The sequence below is a fragment of the Candidatus Poribacteria bacterium genome, from assembly GCA_021162805.1.
In the GTDB taxonomy this organism is placed as follows: Bacteria; Poribacteria; WGA-4E; order B28-G17; family B28-G17; genus JAGGXZ01.
In genome coordinates this window covers 1-5,623 of sequence record JAGGXZ010000138.1, presented here as the reverse complement: position 1 = coordinate 5,623, position 5,623 = coordinate 1, and the positions used below count along the sequence as shown (strand labels likewise).

At 44.9% G+C, this 5,623-nt stretch carries 7 protein-coding genes; all 7 read right to left on the bottom strand.

The features are described 5' to 3' along the window. The coding region (locus tag J7M22_10300) for a PD40 domain-containing protein (protein MCD6507001.1) at positions 1 to 560 on the bottom strand (560 nt) is incomplete at its 3' end. A 148-nt stretch (positions 561 to 708) separates the two neighbouring features. After that, positions 709 to 1,161: a hypothetical protein gene (locus tag J7M22_10295; protein MCD6507000.1), complete on the bottom strand. Its 453-nt coding sequence runs from the start codon at positions 1,159 to 1,161 to the stop codon at positions 709 to 711. A gap of 18 nt (positions 1,162 to 1,179) precedes the next feature. Next, a complete protein-coding gene (locus J7M22_10290) occupies positions 1,180 to 2,097 on the bottom strand; it encodes a PD40 domain-containing protein (protein ID MCD6506999.1) in 918 nt (305 codons plus the stop codon). A 79-nt stretch (positions 2,098 to 2,176) separates the two neighbouring features. Continuing rightward, entirely contained in the window at positions 2,177 to 2,749 is a 573-nt protein-coding gene (locus J7M22_10285; protein ID MCD6506998.1) for a hypothetical protein, read from the bottom strand. After that, positions 2,746 to 3,765, bottom strand: a complete 1,020-nt coding sequence (locus J7M22_10280) for a PD40 domain-containing protein (GenBank protein ID MCD6506997.1) — start codon at positions 3,763 to 3,765, stop codon at positions 2,746 to 2,748. The genes J7M22_10285 and J7M22_10280 overlap by 4 nt, the downstream gene beginning before the upstream one ends. Positions 3,766 to 3,838: 73 nt before the next feature. Next, entirely contained in the window at positions 3,839 to 4,315 is a 477-nt protein-coding gene (locus tag J7M22_10275) for a hypothetical protein (protein MCD6506996.1), read from the bottom strand. 123 nt (positions 4,316 to 4,438) lie between these two features. Then, positions 4,439 to 5,362, bottom strand: a complete 924-nt coding sequence (locus tag J7M22_10270) for a PD40 domain-containing protein (GenBank protein MCD6506995.1) — start codon at positions 5,360 to 5,362, stop codon at positions 4,439 to 4,441. Positions 5,363 to 5,623: the final 261 nt, after the last annotated feature.

Here is a 5,623-nt window from a genome sequence, read left to right as displayed (position 1 = left end):
GGGGTCCTAGTGATAGGGATCAGCTCATTAGTTCGGAGGTCAATGATGAAGATGTCATCAGAGCGGGTAAAAGCTATCTTCCTCTCGTCGTAAGACCAGGAAGGATATTTGTCATCATGTCCCGTTCCATCGATACGTTTAACCTCGGAGCCATCAGGTCTGACGGTGAAGAGCCCAAGGGTGAGAAAGGGGAGATAAACATGACCTGAGAAGAGTATCTTATCCCCTTTAGGAGACCAGCTTGGATAACGCATGGCCGTGGCGGAGATCTTCGGATCTTTAAACGTGAGTTTTCTAATCCGCCTCGAGTGTAAGTCGACAATATAAGCTATCTGAGGAAATTGCCATTGATAAAAGACGATTTCGCTTCCATCAGGAGACCATGATGGATTGAAATACAGATTTGGTGGAGTAAGGATCTCTTCCCTTCCATCGCGCAGGTCAAGGATTCCGATGGAGGATGTGTTCTCATTAATAAGAGAGAAGGCGACCATATCCTCCTTAGACAGAGTAGGGAGCATTAAGAGGAGAAACAGAAGGGGAATAAATCGATATTTCATCGCAACACCTCATCTAGAAAATGATTAGGGTGTGCAATGTCGTGTTATTCACGAGGCCTTATAGGATCTGCTCTAATCCCTATTTATTGCACTCCCTAAAAAATGATTCTAGGAGGCAAGCATTATAACTTGCCTCCTGTCTTTGATGTCATTCCTTGGTAAAACTACCTGTTATGTTGGCGGTGTCCTGATAGGAGTCATTTCCTTCAAAGAGTTGAACCCTTGTCTCCGCCTCCATAGAATAAGTATTAGGGGCTAGATCACTCACATCTACATACATTTGTCTGGAGTCATAAAAGTCTGGGCCGCTGGGATAGAGAGTATTGGTAGCGATATGAGAAGAGTCCGGCCCTTCAAGCGTATAGGTGATACAGGCCGTAACACCGCCCACCAGGTTGTTCAGGAAAGCGGAGTGACTGCTGTAGAGAGCTTGGTAATCCGATCTGTAGACCAGGTTCCAGACGGAGACCGTGTAATTTACACCTTTCCAGCTTCCTGAGCTGGAAGCTGCATAAACGATGCTGACGATGAAGGTAAGCGACAGGAGGATTGTGAGGATCACAAACCCCATCGCCTCCTTGTTCCTCCTTATGCTGCGCATCTTACCTAACCTCCTTGTTCATTTGACCTCTCCCCTCTTGATCAATGACCAGAGGGTGTTAAGTAGGTTCAATGGCTTCACAGATGTAAAATTTCCCCACCAATCCGGACGAGAACCTTTAACCCCTGTGTTTTTTATCCTACCGCTGTTGAGATCCAACACATAGAGAAACCACTTCCCCTTCTTCTCAGATCCTTCAAAGATGATCCGATTGCCATCCGGAGAACATGCTGGATAATTAGCATAGATAAAACCCTCCAAAGCATATTTTCGAATAGTTCTCCCATCTAAAGCTAATAGGATCATATACCACTTCCCTCCCTCTGGGCGAGCAAACACAATCACCTTCTCATTCAACCAATCCATAGAGCCTCCCCACTCATCTCTGCCTGTTATCCCCCTCAATCGCCAGGTATCTGTATCTATGATGCTGATATTATGTTTTAATATGTCATGACAAGCTATGTATCTGCCATCAGGGGAGAGCTTAAAACAAACCGGGAATGAGCCTCTGAAAGAGATCTTATCTAGTATCTTCCCCTCAATGTCCACGACTAAGAGGTACCTTAACATCCTCTTGCCTTCGGGTAATTTCCCATCTACTAATATCCTCTTCCCATCAGGATACCAGTTGAGATCAGATGCCTCCTTTATTTTCTTGTTGAGAAGGCGGGGGTTTCCACCGTATGGGTCTGTTATGTAGACCGTGAAAAATCCATCTCTAGTTGAGATGAAAGCGATCTTTCTCCCATCAGGTGACCAAATGGGGTTGTAATCTCCAGCAGGATGGTTCGTGATATTTCGGATATTGCGTATCTCGTTTCTCACATCTATCTCCGCTATATATATATCCCCCTTTTCACAGAAAGCAAGTTTATCCTGGGCTGGAAGTGAGAAGGGAAACAACGCTGTTAAAAAGATCAAAATAATTCGCATAGTTTTCCTTTCCCTTTAAAATTGGGCCAACCTGAACAGGCAAAGCCTGCCCAGGTTGCTTCAAATCAAACTGCTGATCTCACCTTGTAAATACAAGGGTATCATCTGCAAATCCGTCGATATCAGGGTCATCAGGATAGGTTTGTAAATTTATCTTATCACCACCGCTGTCAAATATCTCCAGCCTAGTGTATGCACATAATATGTACTGGCCCGGATTTAGCCCGCTGACGTCCAAGGACAAAGTGTTGCTATAGTAACCCTCTTCCTTTGAAGGGACACCACCGTTGTCGTCAACGTTAATCCAGCCGCTATCCTGAACAATGTAACCTTGGGGTGCAAGTCCTTGTATTAAATGTTCGAAGTCATAGTGAACGAGAATTTTAGGGTTTGGGTAACCATTTTCCTTGCACCGGTTGTTGTATACCCATACGGAATGTGTGCTATACGTCCTTTTCTCGATATCGTTATAGTTTATCCACGAGACAGCAGATGACCAGGATACCTCTTCCGCCCATCCTCCTTCAGAGGAATAAAGGGCATAAACGATGCTGACGACAAACGCCAGCGAAAGGAGGGTTGTCAGGATCAGGAACCCAATCGCCTCCTTACTCATCCTTATGCTGCGCATCTTACCTGCCTCCTTGTTCATTTGATCTCACCTCTCTTGATCAATGACCAAAAGGTGTTGAGCAGGTTCAAAGGCTTCACCGCCGTATACCCTCCCCACCAGTCGAAGGAACTCCTCCGGAGACCTGTTAATAGCTTCTTAAGGTTGCGGGTTTTCAAATCGTAAAGATAGAGATCTCCTCTGGCGGAGAAGATTATCTGATTCCCATCCTTTGACCAAGTGCTCCTAGAAACAGTTTTTTTAAGATCCCCCTGTAGGGGAACTTCAGTGCGATTCCCATTTTCAAGATCCATGATGAAAAGTCCTTCATTTAACCCTGAGGCTGAATAGGCTATCCTTTTCCCATCAGGTGAGCAACTAGGATGGTCTTCCGATACCATTTTGGTTTGCGTAAGTTGTCTCTTCTCTCCAGTGACAGTATCTATGATAAAAAGATCAAGGGAGACCTGACCGGGTTTTCCAAAAGGTTGTCTGCTGAAAATGATTCTTCTGCCATCTGATGCCCAACATAAACTCCTCATGAACCACGTCTCTTTATCCCATCCCATCTCCCTAAGCTCTGTTCCGTCAGTTTTAACCGTAAAAACGGCATCCAGAGCCCCTGCTACGTTTTCTCTCTTCCCCTCAAAGATACCTATGAAAGCAATTTTATCCCCCCTGGGAGACCAGTCTGGAGAATGGAAGGAGATGAATTTATAATCCCCTTTAATTTCGAGCCTTCTAGGCATCCCACCGAGTGAATTAATGATGTAAAGTGTCGATTTCGAACAGCTGAAATTAACACATTCGAACAGGTTAAACACGATCTCTCTGCCGTTCGGAGACCAGGATATTTCTCCGATGGCTCTTCCGTCATTTACTACTGAAAAGATTGTATGTATTTTGCCTTGCTCAAGAACGCATATCTTTTCTGAAGGCCCCTCCTTTCTGACAAAAGCCAACTTCCCTTCAAGCCATGGCGAGGGAAAACCCGGCATACTATTCAAAAGGAAAACAAGCCAAATCAAGCTCGTTTTATAGGTCATCTTCCTTATCATGCTCATTCCTTTTTCATCGGGATTGAATAAATAAGCTGGAGCTGAAAAAGGTCTTCAGCCCCAGCTTGCAAGATCATTCTTTTGTGAAATTAGCTGTGGGGGCATCTACTCGATAGTCATCAATAGCTCCATCCCAGAACTTGACCTCGGTATATGCGTCTATCGTATATTCACCGGCAGGCAGATCTCCAACACCCACTATTACTTGGGCATACTCAGACAAAGTACCCCCTCCAGGAGCAAGTGTTCCATTTCCTTCGATGGTATTATAGTGGTTATTGTCCACTGTCTGTGAGAAGGTATACTCATAATTGATGTTATTATTTGGGTCAGTGTTATTCAGGTAAACAGAGTGTTCGCTTGATGTATATTGGTACTCTGGTCGATAACACAGATTCCAAACGGCGATGCTATAGTAAACATTGGAGTTATTGCTTCCCCAGCCGCTGGCCGATGTGGCATAAACGATACTGACGATGAAGCTCAGCGACAGGAAACATGTGAGGATCAAAAACCCTATCGTCTCCTTGCTTCCCCTTATGCCTCGCATTTGACTTAACCTCCTTAGCATAGATTAAAGCTTTGGACCCCGGACGTCGAAAGCCCAGCAGCCCAGCATGAACCTCAAATGCCTCCACCCATCCCTCAGCGTCCTCAGCTTCGATCTCCCACTTCATTCCTTTATTTTGATTAAACCCCACAAGGTATTAAACAGATTCAGAGGCTCAACGGCGGTACTTCTCCCCCACCAATCTGGGCGAGCACCCCGGATTCCTGTGTTCCTTACATCTCCTGATCTCAAATCCAGCACGAAGAGAAACCATTCCTCTTTCTTCTGAGAGCCCTCAAAGAGAATTCGATCACAATCCGGTGACCAAACAGGGCAGCCAGCATAGAGGAAACCTGGTAACGGATATTTCCGAATAGTATTCCCTTCAGGAGTTATCAAAACGGCGCAATATTTATCCTCCTCCTTATTAAGAAAGACGATCTCCCCTTTTTCTGACCAATCAAGAGAACCTGTTTCCCCTTCCCTCGTTATCGCTTTCAGCTGCCAGTTTTTCGTATCTATTATTCCAATCTGCCAGTCTAGGACGATAATACATGCTATGCTTTTACCATCAGGAGACCATTTAAACGGCGGATCCACGATAGCGGATAGTCGAATCCCGTCCAGCGGAATTTCACTTAATATCTTACCGTTTATACTCACTATAAACAAACTACTGAGAGCTTTTCCGAAGGTAGGATCGCCACAAACAGCTATTTTTCTCCCATCAGGAGACCAATCGGCGGCAAAAGGCCCAGCCTTTATCTTTTTATTGAGAGGATGAGGATTTCGGCCGTTTGAATCCATCACATAAACGGTGGAAAACCCATCTCGATCTGTAATAAAGGCAATCTTTCTCCCATCGGGAGACCATGAGGGGCAATCATCATAGGAAGGATGATTTGTGAGATTTCGTATTTTACCTGTTGGTTCACCTCTTCTATTAATATCTGCGACATATATTTCGCCGTCCTTTCCGAAGACCAGTTTATCGCTCATCGCTGAAGAGGATAGAAATACCAAAAAGAAAATCAAAAAGATCCTCATTTTCTCAGACCTCCTTGAAAACCTCAAAGGTGATCCATCCACCGGTGAAATTAAGCGGTCATGCAATGATTTTCCTGTAGGGGCACAAAAATATGCCCCTCATTCGCATCAAGTTAAGAATCGCCAAGAGCAAGTAAGATCTGAAAAGTTGCCGGATGAGCACGACGTTTGTTCATGCGACATGTTTGCTCTATCAACTCCTGCACCTGCTCAAGCAATGGACGAAGCGAAATCCCTTCTCGCAAGGCGAGCAGAAAGGAT

Bases quoted from the DNA above. Each gene is read 5' to 3' on its own strand.
- J7M22_10295 (MCD6507000.1), bottom strand. From the start codon at position 1,161: ATGCGCAGCATAAGGAGGAACAAGGAGGCGATGGGGTTTGTGATCCTC.
- J7M22_10290 (MCD6506999.1), bottom strand. From the start codon at position 2,097: ATGCGAATTATTTTGATCTTTTTAACAGCGTTGTTTCCCTTCTCACTT.
- J7M22_10285 (MCD6506998.1), bottom strand. From the start codon at position 2,749: ATGAACAAGGAGGCAGGTAAGATGCGCAGCATAAGGATGAGTAAGGAG.
- J7M22_10280 (MCD6506997.1), bottom strand. From the start codon at position 3,765: ATGATAAGGAAGATGACCTATAAAACGAGCTTGATTTGGCTTGTTTTC.
- J7M22_10275 (MCD6506996.1), bottom strand. From the start codon at position 4,315: ATGCGAGGCATAAGGGGAAGCAAGGAGACGATAGGGTTTTTGATCCTC.
- J7M22_10270 (MCD6506995.1), bottom strand. From the start codon at position 5,362: ATGAGGATCTTTTTGATTTTCTTTTTGGTATTTCTATCCTCTTCAGCG.